12 protein-coding genes are annotated in these 13,993 nt (G+C 71.7%); 4 read left to right on the forward strand and 8 right to left on the reverse strand.

Annotated elements, in window-relative coordinates; all coding sequences use genetic code 11:
• Positions 1 to 17: 17 nt before the first annotated feature.
• Together glyA and M5362_RS31650 are read right to left on the reverse strand one after the other, a co-directional pair.
• The gene (glyA, locus tag M5362_RS31645; RefSeq protein ID WP_260231316.1) at positions 18 to 1,385 is read right to left on the reverse strand and encodes a serine hydroxymethyltransferase; all 1,368 of its coding nucleotides are present in this window, start codon (positions 1,383 to 1,385) and stop codon (positions 18 to 20) included.
• Positions 1,386 to 1,580: 195 nt separating this feature from the next.
• A complete protein-coding gene (locus M5362_RS31650) occupies positions 1,581 to 2,402 on the reverse strand; it encodes a TauD/TfdA family dioxygenase (protein ID WP_260231318.1) in 822 nt (273 codons plus the stop codon).
• 429 nt (positions 2,403 to 2,831) lie between these two features.
• Between M5362_RS31650 and M5362_RS33070 the strand changes: the two genes are divergently transcribed.
• Complete coding sequence (locus M5362_RS33070) at positions 2,832 to 3,599, forward strand: 4'-phosphopantetheinyl transferase superfamily protein (RefSeq protein WP_308354927.1); 768 nt, start codon at positions 2,832 to 2,834, stop codon at positions 3,597 to 3,599.
• Here M5362_RS33070 and M5362_RS31660 read toward each other — a convergent pair.
• The 3 genes from M5362_RS31660 to M5362_RS31670 all read right to left on the reverse strand — a co-directional run bounded on the left by M5362_RS31660 (position 3,568) and on the right by M5362_RS31670 (position 5,722).
• A complete protein-coding gene (locus tag M5362_RS31660) occupies positions 3,568 to 3,771 on the reverse strand; it encodes an MbtH family NRPS accessory protein (RefSeq protein WP_260231320.1) in 204 nt (67 codons plus the stop codon). The two genes, M5362_RS33070 and M5362_RS31660, sit on opposite strands and share 32 nt — an antisense overlap.
• Positions 3,768 to 4,469 carry a LuxR C-terminal-related transcriptional regulator gene (locus tag M5362_RS33240; RefSeq protein WP_260231321.1) on the reverse strand — a complete coding sequence of 234 codons (702 nt, stop codon included), beginning with the start codon at positions 4,467 to 4,469 and terminating at the stop codon, positions 3,768 to 3,770. Before M5362_RS33240 ends, M5362_RS31660 begins: the two co-directional genes overlap by 4 nt.
• A gap of 257 nt (positions 4,470 to 4,726) precedes the next feature.
• A complete protein-coding gene (locus M5362_RS31670) occupies positions 4,727 to 5,722 on the reverse strand; it encodes a helix-turn-helix domain-containing protein (RefSeq protein WP_260231322.1) in 996 nt (331 codons plus the stop codon).
• 198 nt (positions 5,723 to 5,920) lie between these two features.
• Here M5362_RS31670 and M5362_RS31675 point away from each other — a divergent pair, with 198 nt between their 5' ends.
• The 3 genes from M5362_RS31675 to M5362_RS31685 all read left to right on the forward strand — a co-directional run bounded on the left by M5362_RS31675 (position 5,921) and on the right by M5362_RS31685 (position 7,603).
• On the forward strand, positions 5,921 to 6,193 hold the full coding sequence (locus tag M5362_RS31675) for a hypothetical protein (protein WP_260231323.1): 273 nt from the start codon (positions 5,921 to 5,923) through the stop codon (positions 6,191 to 6,193).
• A gap of 139 nt (positions 6,194 to 6,332) precedes the next feature.
• Positions 6,333 to 6,482 (forward strand): hypothetical protein, encoded by a 150-nt coding sequence (locus tag M5362_RS31680; protein WP_260231324.1) that lies wholly within the window; start codon positions 6,333 to 6,335, stop codon positions 6,480 to 6,482.
• A 263-nt stretch (positions 6,483 to 6,745) separates the two neighbouring features.
• Positions 6,746 to 7,603 (forward strand): Cof-type HAD-IIB family hydrolase, encoded by an 858-nt coding sequence (locus tag M5362_RS31685; protein ID WP_260231326.1) that lies wholly within the window; start codon positions 6,746 to 6,748, stop codon positions 7,601 to 7,603.
• A gap of 17 nt (positions 7,604 to 7,620) precedes the next feature.
• Here M5362_RS31685 and M5362_RS31690 read toward each other — a convergent pair whose 3' ends face one another.
• Genes M5362_RS31690 through cydB form a run of 3 tightly spaced genes read right to left on the reverse strand, consistent with a single transcriptional unit; the run spans position 7,621 to position 13,982 of the window.
• Positions 7,621 to 9,333, reverse strand: a complete 1,713-nt coding sequence (locus M5362_RS31690; RefSeq protein ID WP_260231327.1) for a GAF domain-containing sensor histidine kinase — start codon at positions 9,331 to 9,333, stop codon at positions 7,621 to 7,623.
• A gap of 20 nt (positions 9,334 to 9,353) precedes the next feature.
• The gene (gene cydD, locus M5362_RS31695; RefSeq protein ID WP_260231328.1) at positions 9,354 to 12,962 is read right to left on the reverse strand and encodes a thiol reductant ABC exporter subunit CydD; all 3,609 of its coding nucleotides are present in this window, start codon (positions 12,960 to 12,962) and stop codon (positions 9,354 to 9,356) included.
• A gap of 15 nt (positions 12,963 to 12,977) precedes the next feature.
• Entirely contained in the window at positions 12,978 to 13,982 is a 1,005-nt protein-coding gene (gene cydB, locus M5362_RS31700; RefSeq protein ID WP_260231329.1) for a cytochrome d ubiquinol oxidase subunit II, read from the reverse strand.
• Positions 13,983 to 13,993: the final 11 nt, after the last annotated feature.

Below are 13,993 nucleotides of genomic sequence, written 5' to 3' on the forward strand. Positions count from 1 at the left end.
CGCTCGGGAAATCGCGGTCAGTAGCCGGCGATCGGCCGGCGGTGGCAGAGGGCGCGGACCCGCTCCTGGACGCGTGCCTGTACGGCGGGGTCGAGCGCGTAGGTGTTGTTCGACGTGTTCTCGGTGGCGGTCAGCACCTCGGAGACGAGGTCCGCGACTTCCACGACGTCGGCGACGTCGAAACCACGGGCCGCCATGCTGTTGCTGCCGAACCGCACGCCCGACGTCACGAAGGCGGAGTGGGCGTCGCCGACGATCCGGTTCTTGTTGACGAGAATGCCGGCGCTCTCCAGCGCCTTCTCGGCGTTGACGCCGGTGATCCCGAACGACGTCAGGACGTCGGCCACCACGATGTGGTTGTCGGTGCCGCCGGAGATGACCCGGACGCCCCGGCCCACCAGCTGCTCGGCGAGCGCGGCCGCGAGGGAGCGCACCCGGCGGATCGTCGCGCCGAAGGCCGGCGTGGTCGCCGCCCCCAGGGCGTAGGCCTTGGCGGCGATGCTGTTCACCACCGGCGCGCCCTGGATGAGCGGGAAGAGTCCGCTCTGCAGGGTCTGCTGGAGCGTCCGGCCGCTCGGGAGGACGGTCTCGGCCGAGTCGCCGAGCAGGATCAGCCCGCCGCGCGGGCCGTAGAGCTGCTTGTGCGTGCAGGTGGTCACGACATGGGCGTGGGGCAGCGGCGACGGGTGCAGACCGGCCACCACCAGACCGGCGATGTGGGTGATGTCGGCGAGCAGGTACGCGCCCACCTCGTCGGCGATCGCGCGGAAGGCGGCCCAGTCGAGCGTACGGGGGTAGGCGGTGGTCCCCGCGACGATCAGACGCGGCCGGTGCCGGAGTGCCTGCGCCCTGACCTCCTCGTAGTCGATGAGCCCGTCGGGCCCCAGGCCGTAGCTGTGCGCGTCGAATATCCGGGCCGAGATGTTGACCGAGGCGCCGTGGCTGAGGTGGCCGCCGGCGTCCAGGTCGAGGCCCAGGATCGGGTCGCCGGGCCGCAGCAGCGCGTTCATGACGACCTGGTTGGCGGTGCTCGCCGAGTGGGGCTGGACGTTGGCGTAGCGGGCGCCGAAGGCCTGCTTGGCACGCTCGATCGCGAGCTGCTCGACCTTGTCGACGTTCACGCAGCCGGCGTGGAACCTCTTGCCCGGGTATCCCTCGGCGGTGACGTTGGCGAAGAAGCTTCCTTCGGCGAGCAGCGCGGCGGGGCTCACCGGGCTGCACGAGGCGACCAGGGCGAGGGTCTCGTGCTGCCGGCGGAGCTCGTCGTCCATCAGCCCGTACAGGGCCGGGTCCCCGAGCTCCATGGCGTGCAGGGCCTTCTCGTAGAAGGACGAGAGCGGAGCGGTCGGGGCGGTGAGCGTGGGCAGACCGACGGCGTGGGTCATGGAGAGGCATCCAAACTGTGAGAGCGGCGGTCGACGGGCGACAGGGCGCTGGGGGTGCCCGTGGTGGCGGGGGGCCCGTGGTGGCGGCGGGGGGTGCCCGTAGCGGCGGGGCGGCCCGGGCTCCGGCGTGCGGGGGGGGAGAGGGAGCCCGGTCGGCGTGCCCAGGGCCCCCCAGGGGCGCCCCCGGACTGGTGATCAGAAGTTCGGCGTCGAGAGCATCGCCGCGACCTTGCGGTCCGGGTCCTCGAAGCCACGCCGGCCGTGCATCACGCGCTTGTTGTCGATCATGACGATGTCCCCGGCCTCCCACTGGAGGTCGACCCGCACCTCCTCGGTGGCGTCGAGCGCGTCCCAGCGGCAGTGCTGCGGGATGGACGATCCGTCCTCGAAGGAGACGATCGCGCCCGAGCCCAGGTAGCTGTTGCAGAGCGTGGGCGCGTCCACGTAGGGCGCCTGCGGGACCGCGGAGACGGTCCACTTCCAGTTGAGGTTCCCGGCCTCGTCGAAGTCGTACTCGAAGTCGTCGAACGTGGCGAACAGCGCCTCCAGCTCGGCCCGGTCGGCCGTGCCGAACACCCGCTCCTGGTGCTCGGGGGCGGTCGGGAACGGCAGCCGCCAGGTCAGCCGGAGCTTGTCGAACAGGTCGCGGGTTTCCTTGGCGAGCCGCTTGTACGCCTCGACGCCGTCGTAGACCGTCGTCTCGCCGTCCTCGTCGGCCGGCCGTACGCAGTAGAACCACTGGAGGCCCGGGTGCAGCGGGCAGTAACTCATCTCGGAGTGCGCCGGAATGGGATTCCGGTGCGCGTCCACCAGCAGCACCGCGCCGTCGTCGGAAATCGTCTCGCGATTGGGATTCTGGTGGAAGAAAAGCTTCGACGAGAACTTCTGGACGAGTGCGCGGAAATCCTCGGCGGTTGCGCCGAATCCGCGGAACATCAGCGTGCCGTGCTGCTTGAAGAGTTCGGCGATCTCGGCGTGCGGGAGTTCGGCGAGGGGGAGATCTGCGCTCTCGATCACCAATCCGTGGTGATCGGAGAGGGGAGTGGTTTTGAAGGGGGTTATCGCCATGAGAATTCCTACGTTAGGAGAGGCCCTGACATTCGATCACGACCGTGACGTTAGACGGGCGTGAAGCCGCCGGGCAATATCGGGATCCTGGACTGATCCGGTCAATGAAAGGGGTGTGTCATTCCGTCCAGGGGCGGTTGCGCGCGATGTCCCCCGAACAGGTGTCACGGCTTTCGGGGGCGTGTGTTCCCGCCGTCCTGCCGTGAGCATGGGAGGCCGACTGGTACATGCGGTACCTCCCCGTCCAGGCAGAGGAAGGCAATGCGGTGAAGCACGACCTCGGACTCGACGCCGTACGTGGCCGGCTCGCGGAGATCTGGTGCACGGCGCCCGCCGTAAACCCGGTCGAGGCTCTGCCCTCAACCGCGGGGAGTGCCCGTGCTGCTTGACGCGCCCCCGACGGTCCCGGTCCTCGGTCCGGCCGACTGCCACATCTGGTGGGCCGATCCGGCCACGGTCACCGACGACTGCCTGCTCCTGCTCGACGGGGCCGAGCAGGAGCGGATCCCGCAGATGCGCAGGGTGGAGGACCGCCGGCGGTTCATCGCCGGACGGGCCCTGCTGCGCACCGCCGCGGCCGGCTATCTGGGGCTCGCGCCCCGGCACCTCGACGTGGTCGCCCGCTGCCCCGACTGCTCCAGGAACCACGGAAAGCCCGAACTGCCCGGCACCGGGCTCCAGGTGTCGCTGTCGCACTCGGGCGACCGGGTGGCGGTCGCCGTCACCCGGGCCGGCGCGGTCGGGATCGACGTGGAGGAGATCAGCACTTCGGTCTCCCCCGTGGAACTGCTCCCCCATGTCATCGGGCCGACGGAACCACGTACCCCCGCCCACGCCACCGCGAGCGGCTTCCACCGGATGTGGACCCGGAAGGAGGCCGTGCTCAAGGCGACGGGCCAGGGGCTGCGGGTGCCGCTGTCCGAGGTCGGGGTGTCGGCTCCCGAGGAGGACCCGAAGGTGCTCTTCCTGGGAGGCCCGGCGGCCAGACCGGCCGAGGAGTTCGTGCTGGCCGACCTGGAGGCCGGCGCGGGCTGTGCGGCCGCCGTCGCGGTGATCGGCGGTGGGCCGCTGGCCTTCACCGCCTACTCCCGGAGCCGCCCCTCGGCCGCCGCCTTCACCCCGTGGGCTGGGGGGACCGGACGCTGAGCGGCCGCATGTCCGTCCACACCCGCTCGATGTGGTCGAGGCACTGCTGCCGGTCGCCGCGGAAGCCCTCCGGCTCCCATCCGTACGGCAGTTCGCGGTCGGCGGGCCAGAGGGAGTACCGCAGTTCCTGATCGCGGACCACGAGCTGGGTGCCGCTGCCTTCGGACGTCATCTCTCCACCTGCTGTCGTTGTCGGGGTTCGGTGTGCACGGACTGGGCGGTCAGAGCGGCCGGTTCGAGGTGCACGGACTGGGCACGCGGGGCGGTCAGGGCGGCCGGTTCGAGGTGCACGGACTGGGCACGCGGGGCGGTCAGGGCGGCGCGGACCAGCTGTGCCTTGTTGTGCGCGCCGAGCTTGGAGCGGATGCGCTTCACGTACGTGTCGACCGTGTGCTGGCTGATGCCGATCCGCCGGGCCGCCTGGTCATGGGTGCAGCCCTCGACGAGGTGTCTGAGCACCTCCCGCTCGCGCGGGGAGAGCGTGGCGACACCCTGCCGGGCGACGGGACCGACACCGGCCGGGGCCGGTCCCGGACCGGCCACCCGCCGGATGGCGTCGACGAGCAGCAGGGGCGCGTCGTCGAACAGATGGGTCTCGGCCATCCGCCGGTCCGGGCCCAGCTCCCGGCCGGCGGCGGTGTCGGCGGTCAGCAGGACCGTCCGGGCGGCGGGCACCCCGGCCGTCCCCCACGGGGGCTCGGGCAGCTCGTCGAGCAGCCCCAGGTCCAGCACCAGGCAGTCGACCGCGCCGGCCGCCACCGCGAAGGGCGTGCCCGTGGCGAACGCGACCTGGATGTCGGCCTCCGCGTCGAGCAGACAGCGGATGCCCAGCAGGGCGAGCTGGTTCCGGACGAAGACCCCGGCACGCACCAATTCGACTCCCCGTCCGCGCTGTTCCGGTCCACTCCGGCTCTACGGAGCCCAATCTCCCCGACCGCCGCACGGACCGGAAGACGACTCCGGTGGCCCATTGGGGCGCTGGACGGAAGGGGACATCCGGGCGGGAGGGGTTACGCGGGTACGACGAGACGACCGGCCGTCGACGAGCGGGCGGCGGGGTGTGGACGAAGTCCAGGAAGGGGGCCGTCCGCGCGGACGGCGATGCGGCGATGCGGCGAACCGGCGGTTCAGCGGTGTTCCGGGATCCAGCCGTTCTGCACCGCGCGGACGCCCGCCTCGAACCGGCTGCGCGCACCGAGCCGGGTCATCAGCTCCGAGGCCAGCCGCCGCGCGGTACGCGGGGACACCCCGAGCCGCTTGGCGATGGTCTCGTCCGTGTGGCCCTCGGCCAGCAGGACCACGACCATGGCCTGCTGGTCGGTGAGCCCCTGGTCGTCGGCCCTGATCTCCTCGTTCAGCGGCCGGGCGCCGTTCCAGACGCTGTCGAACAGCGCGCAGAGCGCGGTCAGCGTGCCGTGGCCGGTCAGTACGACGGCGCCCTCGGCGCTGTTGTCGCTGTTCACGGGGATGACGGCGGCCTTGCGGTCGACGACGATCATCCGGGTCGGCAGCGTCGGGACGGTGCGCACCTCACCGCCGAGCTTGGAGAGCCAGCTCACGTACTGGAGGGTGTGCGGGCTGTTGCTGGCGCTGTTGAGGTAGACCGTCCGCATCCGGACACCGCGCTCGAGCAGTTCCTGGTTGAGCGGCTTCGCGGCTTCGATGTGTTCCGGCCGCTGGGGCCCGTCCGGGGCGAAGGTCATGACCTCTTCCCGGGTGTCCCGGGTGAGTGCCGCGAGCCGGTCGCGGATCTGGTCGATTCCGGTCAGGCGCTCGCTGTGCGGGCCGGTGTCGGCCGGCCGGGCCTCCGCGTACTCCGCGATCAGCCGGGCCGCGGCCGCCCGTGAGTCCTCCAACCGTTTCTGATGCGCGGCCAGTTCGGCCTGCTGACGCGCCATCAGTACCTGGAGGCCGACCTCGGGGGAGACGGGCCACAGCTCGCCCTCGCGGTCGTAGGAGGGTCTCAGCAGGGCCAGTTCGCTCAGGGTGTCCAGACCGTGGCGGACCTGCTCGGGGGTGAGGCCCAGTCGCTCGGCGAGGTCTGTCACGCCGTCACGCGGGCGTGCCAGGAGACCCCGATAGACGGTCTCGGCAATGGAATCGAGACCTAGCGACTTGAGCACGGCGCATCTCCCCCCGGAGCCTCGCTGTAAAGACGCCCCATCATCACACGCGTGGCTCGATTTCTACAGAAGGTGGCGTGGACTGTACCGGCCATTGCCGGAATGGGACTTCTGGTGCTCTTCTCCCGTGTTCGCCCTTTTGGGAAAATGCGAGGCGTGTATCTCGTTCACACCGAACTCCTTAACAGGAAGGCGGAGTTGTGTATCCCTCAGAACCTCGCGGATCTCCTGCGCGCCCTGGCGCGCCCCGGCGACGGCGTGGAACACGTGGTCGTCCACCCTCATCCGGGACACGGTGTGACGGTGGGCGTCTACCTGCTGGCTGACCGCCTCCTGGACGCGGAGAGGACGGCGGCGCGACTGTGCGGACGTGCGGTGACCCCGATCGGTCCGCTGCCTGGATGGGCGGTCGGGCGCTCCGAGGCGCCGCTGCTGGCCCCGTACGGCCTCGACGACGTCATGGACTACTGAGCCCTGGGCCACGGCCCGCTGACCGCTTCGGTCCAGGGCCCGTTCCGTCCACCGGAACTCTCTTCCGAAGCGCTTTCTGCTTGGCGAAGCTTTGTCGCACAGAAGGAACAACTCACCTGCTTCGGAAGGAATTCTTACGTTGCTGCGCTTTCGTCCCGCCCGCTGGGCCGCGGTTCTCCTGACGGCCTTCGCTCTCCTCACCCCCGCGTTCGGCATGACCTCCGACGACACCGCGGAGTCCGTGGTCGTCGCCTCCACGCCTTCGCCGAACGACATGATCTGGGGCTGACATCGGCCTCGACGCCGTGGCGTCGACCGGTGGCGCGGGACGAGGGCGCGAGAGGCGCCCCTTCCAGGACGCCGGGCGGCATCGAAGACAACGCCTTCGGTGTCCTCCCGGCCTTCGCACACCGGAATCACCGGGCGACCGGAAGCACCGGGCGGTCCGGCGGCCCGGGACACCGCGGAAGCGGAAGGACGCGGGCCGGAAATACCCCTCTCAGATGTGCGCCCCTTTGCACGCCCGTGCACACGGTGCGGGAGAATGGATCGGTGACCTCACCCCACTCCACGCGCCGCGCCGCCCAGGCCCCCCGACTGATCGCCACCGACCTCGACGGCACGCTGCTGCGCGACGACAAGTCCGTGTCGGAGCGCACCATCGCCGCGCTCGCCGCGGCGGAGCAGGCCGGGATCGAGGTCTTCTTCGTCACCGGCCGGCCGGCCCGCTGGATGGATGTCGTCAGCGACCACGTCCACGGCCACGGCCTCGCGATCTGCGCCAACGGTGCGGCCGTCGTCGATCTGCACTCCGGGGGAACGTTCCTGGAGGTACGCCCGCTGGCGCGTGACGTCGCGCTCGACGTCGTGGCGACGCTGCGTGCCGCCGCCCCGGGCACCTCCTTCGCGGTCGAGCTCACCACCGGCATCCATTACGAGCCGCAGTACCCGCCGTTCTTCCTCGACCCGGGTGCGACCGTCGCCCTGGCCGAGAAGCTGCTCTACGAGGAGAAGCCGGGCGCCGCCGCTCCCGTCCTCAAGCTCCTCGCCCAGCATCCGGAACTCGACCCCGACGACTTCCTGGCGACCGCCCGCGCGGCCGCCGGCACGCTGGCCTCGTTCACCCGGTCCAGCCCGACCGCGCTCCTGGAGATCAGCGGCCTCGGTGTCTCCAAGGCGTCCACCCTCGCTCTGTGCTGCGCCGAGCGCGGTATCTCCGCCGAGGAGGTCGTCGCCTTCGGTGACATGCCGAACGACATCGAGATGCTCAGCTGGGCGGGCCGTTCGTACGCCATGGGCAACGCCCACCCCGCCGTGATCGCCGCCGCCTCCGGCCATACGGTCGCCAACAACGAGGACGGCGTGGCCGTCGTCATCGAGCGGATACTCGCGGGCACGCTCGACGACTGACAGCGCCCGGTGCCGGGCTACAGCGGGGCCTGCCAGACCACCGTCGTACCGCCGCCGTCCTCGCCGATGCCAGGACCGCACCAGCTCGACCCGCCCAGCGACTCCGCGCGCCGCGCCAGGTTGCGCAGTCCGCTGCGCCGCCCGCCCTCCGGGATGCCCACGCCGTCGTCCGCGACCGAGAGCCGGACCCCGGGCGCGCCGTCCGGAAGCTCGGCTCCCGCGTCGACGACCACCTCGATCCGGGTGGCCTCCGCATGCCGGAAGGCGTTGGAGAGCGCCTCGCGCAGGGCCGCGATGAGGTTCTTGCCGGTGAGTTCGCCGACCGTCGAGTCGATCGCCCCGAGGAAACGGTGCGCGGGCTTGAAGCCGAGCGGCACGGCGGCCATGTTGATCTCCCGCAGCACGCGGGTGCGCAGCCCGGAGGGGGCCTCGGCGGGCCCCTGCTGGAGGGCGAAGATCGCGGTACGGATCTCCTGGATGGTCACGTCGAGTTCGTCGACGGCCTTCCCCACGCCCTCGCGCACCGCGGGCACCACCGACCTCCGCTGGGCGCTCTCCAGCATCATGCCGGTGGCGAAGAGCCGCTGGATGACCAGATCGTGCAGGTCACGGGCGATCCGGTCGCGGTCCTCGTAGACCGCCAGCCGCTCCCTGTCGCGCTGGGCCTCGGCCATCATCAGCGCGAGCGCGGCCTGGGAGGCGAACTGGGTGGCGAGCGTCCGCTCGGCCTCGGTGAACGGCCGGTCGCCCCGCGCGCGTGGCGTGGCGAGCGCGCCGAGCACCCTTCCGCCGCTCTGGAGGGGCAGCATCATGCTGGGGCCGTACTGGTGGGCGAGGCGGGTGACCATGCGCGGGTCGGTGGAGGCGTCGTCGACGAACACCGCCTCGCCTTCGAGGAGCCGCTCCACCACGGCGCTCTCGGGCGGGATCACCACGCCCAGCGACTGGGACGGCCGGTCGGCCGAGACCGCGACGATCTCCAGGCCGCCGTCCTCCGAGGGCAGCAGAACGATCCCGGCGGCCGCGTCGGCCAGTCTGCGGGCCTGTTCGGCGACGACCGCGAGGGCGTCGTCCGCGTCGCCGCCGGAGAGCAGGGCGGTGGTGACGGCCACCGAGCCGTCGATCCAGCGCTCGCGCTGGCGGGCGGCCTCGTAGAGCCGGGCGTTGCCGATCGCGATGCCGGCCTCGGTGGCGAGGACGCGGACCATGTGGACGTCGTAGTCGTTGAACTCGCCGCCGTCGTTCTTCTCCGCGAGGTAGAGGTTGCCGAAGATCTCGCCCTGGACCCGGATCGGGACCCCGAGGAAGGTCCGCATCGGAGGGTGTCCCGGCGGGAACCCGGCGGAGCGGGGGTCGGCGGACAGATCGGCGAGCCGGATCGTCCGGGGGTCGCGGATGAGCGCGCCGAGCAGCCCCGCGTGTCCGTCGGGACGCCGCCCGATCCGACGGGCGGTCTCCTCGTCCACGCCGTGGGTGACGAAGTCGGAGAGGCCCCTGCCCTCCTCGTCCACGACGCCGATCGCCGCGTAGCGGGAACCGGCGAGCTCGGCCGCCGTCTCGCAGATGCGGTCCAGGGTGGAGTGCAGTTCGAGCCCGGTGCCGACCGAGCGCATCGCCTCCAAGAGCTGCGGCACCCGTGCGGTGAGCTCCGTGGACAGGCCCTGGAGGCTGCGGGTGGCCTGGGTCGCGGCTTCCAGGGGGTCCGGGAGATCGGGCACGGCGGCGGTCATGGCCTTGAGCCTAGTAAGTCCTATTTGGCGAGAAAAGTCGGGCGCTCTGTGGCCTGGCCCGAAGACCGCCCCGCGGCGACCAGCAGATCGGTCGCCCTCTCCTGCTCCAGCATCCGCCGCAGCGGACCGTGGACCTCTGCCAGCTCCTCGTACGGTCCGCGCTGCACCGTGCGGCCCTCGTCCAGGACCACCACCTCGTCGACGGCGTCGAGGCCGTGCAGCCGGTGGGTGATGAGCACGGTGGTGCGGCCCTCGGTGGCGAGCAGCAGATCGTCGGTGAGCGCGTCCGCCGTGGCGAGGTCGAGGTGCTCGGCCGGCTCGTCCAGGACGAGGACGGGGAAGTCGGCGAGGAGCGCGCGGGCGAGCGCGAGACGCTGACGCTGCCCGCCGGAGAGTCGCGAACCGTGCTCGCCCACCAGGGTGTCGAGCCCGTCCGGCAGCCCGTCCACCCAGTCCAGGAGCCGGGCCCGGCCCAGCGCGGCCCGCAGGTCGTCGTCGCTCGCGCCGGTACGGGCCAGACGCAGGTTCTCGCGGATGGTGCTGTCGAAGATGTGCGCGTCCTGGGCGCAGAGCCCGACGAGGAGGCGGACGTCGTCACCGGCGAGCTCGGCCGCCTCCACTCCGCCGATCCGGTACGAACCGGCGTCGGCGTCCAGGAAGCGGAGCATCACCTGGGCGAGCGTGGTCTTGCCCGACCCGGAGGCGCCGACGACGGCGACGCGGCGCCCGGCCTCCAGGGTGAGCGCGAACCCGCTGAGCGCCTCCCGGTCCTGCCCCGCGTGCCGTGCCGAGAGGCCGGTGAGCTCCAGCGGGAAGGGACTGGGCGGCGGCGCGGCGGGCAGCTCGGGCTCACGTACGGGAACGGGCGCGTCCAGGACCTCGTACACCCGCTCGGCGCTCCGCCTGACCCGCTGGCGGTACTGGACGGCGAGCGGGAGGCCGGTGACGGCCTCGAAGGCGGCGAGCGGGGTGAGGACGACGACGGCGAGCGTCACGCCGTCGAGGCGGCCGTCACGGACGGCCTGGACGCCGACGAACGCGGCTGCGGCGACGGTCAGACCGCAGGCGAGCGCGGAGAGCCCGGCCCCGATCGCGGTGGCGGCGGCCTGCCGCGACGCGATGGAGGTGAGCGTACGGTCCGCCGCGGCGGCCCGGCCGGTACGGTCCTTCAGCGCACCGGCCACGGTCAGTTCGGCGCAGCCGCGCAGCAGGTCGACGACGGTGACGGTAAGGGCCCCGCGGGCGGGCGCGAGCTGCCGCTCGGCGCGGCGGGCCAGCACCCCGCTGAGCAGCGGTACGGCCACGCCCGCGACAAGGAGACCCACGGCGAGTACGGCCCCGGCCCCGGGCAGCAGCCAGGCGGTGAACCCGACCGAGCCGGCTCCCACGACGAGGGCGGCCCCCGCGGGCAGCAGCCAGCGCAGCCAGTAGTCCTGGAGGGCGTCGACGTCCTGGACGAGCCGGGAGAGCAGATCGCCACGGCGGGTGCGGCGCAGCCCGGCGGGGGCGATGCGCTCCAGGCGCCGGTAGACGGAGACGCGGAGTTCGGCGAGCATGCGCAGCACGGCGTCGTGGGACACGATCCGCTCGGCGTACCGGAAGACGGCCCTGCCGGTGCCGAAGGCCCGCGTCGCGGTGACGGCGACCATCAGATAGAGCACCGGCGGCTGTTCGGAGGCCCGGGAGATGAGCCACCCGGAGACCGCCATGAGCCCCACGGCGGATCCCAGGGCCAGACTGCCGAGCAGCAGGGCGAGCCCCATCCGCCCGCGCAGCTCTCCCGCCATGGCACGCACCCGCCCGAAGACGGACCGCGCGTCCCGTGCGCCGTGGGCGTCCACTTCGCCCGCGATGGCCGGAGGCCCGGCCACGGCGGACGTACCGGTCTCGGCGGACGCGCCGGTCTCGGCGGACGTGCCGGTCTCGGCCCCTGCCTGGGCGGGCACCACAAGCGCCCCGGACGGCGTGGCGGGCCTCCGCTCCTCCGAAGCGGTCGTCCGCACGAGCTCCACCACGCGGTCCGCGACCGCGAGCAGCGCCGGGCGGTGGACGACCAGAAGCACCGTGCGGCCGGCCGCGAGACGGCGTACCGCGTCGACGACGGCCGCCTCGGTCTCGCCGTCCAGCGCGGCCGTGGGCTCGTCCAGGAGCAGCAGGGGCCGGTCGGCCAGGAACGCCCGTGCCAGGGAGAGGCGTTGGCGCTGGCCCGCCGAGAGACCCGTTCCGTCCTCGCCGAGCACCGTATCCACACCAGCCGTGAGCGATCCGACGAAGCCGTCCGCGCCGGCGTCCCGCAGGGCCTCACGTACCGCCTCGTCGGAGGCGTCCGGCCGGGCCAGACGGACGTTCTCGGCGATGGTGCCCGCGAACAGATACGGCCGCTGCGGCACCCAGGCGATCCGCGACCGCCACTGCTCCACATCGAGCGTGCTCAGCGCGGCGCCCCCGACGCGGACCGAGCCGCCCTCCTCCGGTGCCGCGAACCCCAGCACCACATCGAGGAGCGTCGACTTGCCGACCCCGCTCGGCCCCACGAGTGCGACCGTCTCGCCGGGCTCCACGACCAGGGTGGCCGCGTCCAACGAGGCCTCGGAACGCCCCGCATGACGAACGGTCACGTTCTCCAGCTCGATCCGGGGCGAGGACGGCACCACGCCCGTGCCGTGCTCGGGTGCCGGGGTCTCCAGGACCTCGAAGATCTCCTCGGCGGCGGCCAGCCCCTCGGCCGCCGCGTGGTACTGCGCCCCCACCTGCCGGATCGGCAGATAGGCCTCGGGCGCCAGAACCAGAATGACCAGCCCCGTGTAGAGGTCGAGGTCGCCGTGGACCAGCCGCATGCCGATCCCGACCGCGACCAGCGCCACCGAGAGCGTCGACAGCAGCTCCAGAGCGAAGGAGGAGAGGAAGGCGATACGCAGCGTCTTCATCGTCGCCCGCCGGTACTCCGACGTGATGGCACGGATCGACTCGGCCTGGGCCTTGGCCCGCCCGAACACCTTGAGCGTCGGCAGCCCGGCCACCACGTCGAGGAAGTGCCCCGACAGCCGGGACAGCAGCTTCCACTGGCGGTCCATCCGGGCCTGGGTGTACCAGCCGATGAGGATCATGAAGACGGGGATGAGCGGCAGGGTGACGACGATGATCGCCGCCGAGATCCAGTCCTCGGTGACGATTCTGGCCAGGACCGCCACGGGCACCACCAGCGCGAGCCCCAGCTGCGGCAGATAGCGCGAGAAGTAGTCGTCGAGCGCGTCCACACCGCGGGTGGCGAGGGCGGCCAGCGAGCCGGCCTTCTGACCGCTGAGCCATCCCGGCCCCAGCGCGGCCGCCCGGGCCAGCAGCCTCCCCCGCAGCTCGGACTTGACCGCCGCGCTGGCCCGGTGGGCCGCCAGCTCGGTCAGCCAGGAGACCAGCCCCCGCCCCGCCGCCACGCCGGCGAGCAGCAGCAGGGGCGTGGTCAGATCGGAAACCGGCAGGCCCTTCTGGAAGGCGCCCACCACCACCTCGGCGATGAGCATCGCCTGGGCGACGACCAGCGCCGCCCCGGCCAGGCCGAGCACCACGACCGCTCCGAGGAAGAAGCGGGTGGCCCTGGCGTACCGGAGCAGACGCGGATCGATCGGTTTCACGTGAAACATCCCCCACTAGTGAGCGTCGGCCGCGATGTGCTGCGTGCCGATCCGCTTACGGAACACCCAGTAGGTCCAGCTCTGATAGAGGAGGACCAGCGGGGTGGCGATCGCGGCACACCAGGTCATGATCTTCAGGGTGTACGGGCTCGACGACGCGTTCGTCACGGTGAGGCTCCACTCGGGGTTGAGCGAAGACGGCATGACGTTCGGGAAGAGCGTGAAGAAGAGCATCGCCACCGCCGCGACGATCGTGATGCCCGACAGCGCGAACGACCAGCCCTCACGCCCCGCCTTGATCGCCCCGATGGCACCGACCAGCGCGACGACGGCGACGAGCATGGCGCCCAGGCTCCAGCCGTCGCCCTTGTCGGCCTGGGTCCAGACGAGGAAGCCCAGCGCGAGGACGGCCGTGACGAGACCCAGCTTCAGCGCGAGCGACCGGGCCCGGACCCGGATGTCACCGGCCGTCTTGAGCGCGGCGAAGACCGTCCCGTGGAAGGTGAAGAGGGAGAGGGTGACCAGGCCGCCGAGGATCGCGTACGGGTTGAGCAGGTCCCCGAAGGTACCGACGTACTCCATGTCCTGGTCGATCTTCACTCCGCGCACGATGTTGCCGAAGGCGACGCCCCACAGCACGGCGGGGATCAGGGAGGTCCAGAAGATGGCCTCCTCCCAGTTCCGCTGCCAGTTCTCCTCGGGCCGCTTCACCCGGTACTCGAAGGCGACACCACGGATGATCAGACAGACCAGGATGATCAGCAGCGGCAGGTAGAAGCCGGAGAAGAGGGTCGCGTACCACTCGGGGAACGCGGCGAAGGTCGCGCCGCCGGCGGTGAGCAGCCACACCTCGTTGCCGTCCCAGACGGGACCGATCGTGTTGATCAGCACCCGCTTCTCGGTGCGGCCACGGGCGAGCAGCTTGGTCAGGACGCCGACCCCGAAGTCGAAGCCCTCCAGGAAGAAGTAGCCGATCCAGAGGACGGCGATGAGTACGAACCAGACGTTGTGGAGTTCCATGCCTCGATCTC

The sequence above is a fragment of the Streptomyces sp. Je 1-79 genome (genome assembly GCF_025195125.1).
Classification (GTDB): Bacteria; Actinomycetota; Actinomycetes; order Streptomycetales; family Streptomycetaceae; genus Streptomyces.

What these genes read in the sequence shown, in the direction of transcription:
- glyA (WP_260231316.1), bottom strand. Translation starts at nt 1,385, where the DNA reads ATGACCCACGCCGTCGGTCTGCCCACGCTCACCGCCCCGACCGCTCCG.
- M5362_RS31660 (WP_260231320.1), bottom strand. Translation starts at nt 3,771, where the DNA reads ATGACGTCCGAAGGCAGCGGCACCCAGCTCGTGGTCCGCGATCAGGAA.
- M5362_RS31690 (WP_260231327.1), bottom strand. Translation starts at nt 9,333, where the DNA reads ATGACCGCCGCCGTGCCCGATCTCCCGGACCCCCTGGAAGCCGCGACC.
- cydB (WP_260231329.1), bottom strand. Translation starts at nt 13,982, where the DNA reads ATGGAACTCCACAACGTCTGGTTCGTACTCATCGCCGTCCTCTGGATC.